This is a genomic window from Staphylococcus sp. HMSC057A08 (assembly GCF_001812925.1).
Taxonomy (GTDB): Bacteria; Bacillota; Bacilli; order Staphylococcales; family Staphylococcaceae; genus Staphylococcus; species Staphylococcus hominis.
Genome location: NZ_KV810873.1, coordinates 1 through 1,664, shown reverse-complemented (window position 1 = coordinate 1,664; position 1,664 = coordinate 1). Strand labels below are relative to the sequence as shown.

The 1,664-nt window shown below is 28.7% G+C and carries 2 protein-coding genes; both read left to right on the top strand.

Annotated features, from left to right (window positions below):
• Positions 1 to 54 precede the first annotated feature (54 nt).
• Positions 55 to 849: a ParA family protein gene (locus HMPREF2881_RS11325; RefSeq protein ID WP_002455774.1), complete on the top strand. Its 795-nt coding sequence runs from the start codon at positions 55 to 57 to the stop codon at positions 847 to 849.
• Positions 850 to 854: 5 nt separating this feature from the next.
• On the top strand, positions 855 to 1,055 hold the full coding sequence (locus HMPREF2881_RS11320) for a hypothetical protein (RefSeq protein WP_002448025.1): 201 nt from the start codon (positions 855 to 857) through the stop codon (positions 1,053 to 1,055).
• Positions 1,056 to 1,664: the final 609 nt, after the last annotated feature.

Genomic DNA, 1,664 nt, shown 5'->3' with positions numbered 1-1,664 from the left:
CAAAGAATATATAAGAATGAATTAAGAACAATGAAATTATGTAGGAGGGTTATTTTGAATATAATAACAGTTGGAAATTTTAAAGGTGGTGTAGGTAAAACTACAGTATCTACATTACTTTCTTATATTGCATCTGAAAACTATAACAAAAAGGTTCTTTTAATAGATTTTGATCCCCAAGGTAACGCTACTCAAATTATGAAAAGAACTTATCCAGAATTTAAAGAAGAATCACTTTCATTCATAAATATGCTAAAAAGTGGAAATATAGATGAAAGTATCATTAGATTAACTTCTAATTTATCATTATTGCCCGCTGATTCGTCTTTGGCTAATTTATCCGATATTATTTCAAAAACAGACATTTTGAAAAAAAGATATATTTTAAAAAATGTGGTAGAAAAAATTGAAAAAATTTATGATTTCGATTATGTATTTATAGATGTGCCACCTACTATAAATTCAGATTTTACTAATAATGCTGTTTACGCAAGTAATTATATTTTAATGGTATTTCAAACACAAAAATCAGCTTATGAGAGCAGTCTTTCTTTTGTTAATTTTCTAAGAGATAGAAAAAAAGAGTCAGATTTACCATTTGAATTAGTTGGTGCAGTTCCAGTATTAATAAAAAAAAATGGACGAGTAGATAAACAAATATTAGAGATGTCTAAATCTGCGTTTTCTGAAGCATTATTTGAACACCAAATATATCAAAGAGAAAGAATAAAAAAGTTCGCTGCTGATGGGATAAAAGATAAAGATATGCATGATAAAAAAGTCATACATATGTTCAACAAAGTATATGAAGAATTAGTTAGTAGAATTAAATTAATTGAGGAGGAATGAAATGTATGGCTGGATTTTTAGATAATATAGATACTTCGGAAGTGAAATACACAGAGAATTATAGACCTATATCTAAAAGTACAACAATGAGAGTAGATACTGATATTAAGAAAAGGCTAAACCAAATGGCGTTAGATAAAGATACGTCTATAAAATCAATAATTGATAAAGTTTTAGAAGAATTTTTAGAAAATAATAAGTATTAAAAAGTTAATTTATAGTAATTTTTCAAATAAAGAAAATGCTAAAATGCGTCACTATACTAGTGACGCATTTTTTGTAACTTCTGATAATCATTGGTTATGTAAACAGAGTGAATGAGGCAATCATAGTCCATACAGAACCTTTATTTGGCTCTCATTTGTGTTTTAAGAGCTTATGTAAAAAAACATATAAAATACCCCTTAAAATGCAAAATAAGGATATTAGCTTATCACATATGAGTTTTGGTTTTAGTACGACACTTTTTTAGGTGTGTAAGTGCGTCTTTGGATATAAAAATAAAAGCCAACCCAGACAAAGTGGATTGGCTTTTTCTTTCGTACGGTCTGTTTATTTTTCCTTCGACGCCGTATCGTCGATGTAAATAAAAAAAGTTATGGGCTAAAAATCTACATCACTTTTTCAAGAATGTAGTAGCGATATTCGACACAAATTAATTTTTATAACTGCTCGGAATATCTCAAGCCGTTTCTTTGAATTTAAAATTAAAAATCGACGCAGGTCGATGACGGATCTACACTAGCGTTTGGAACAAACGTATAAGTGCGCCCTTACGGGAGTTAAGTAGATTATAACACTGGTTAGTAGAGGAA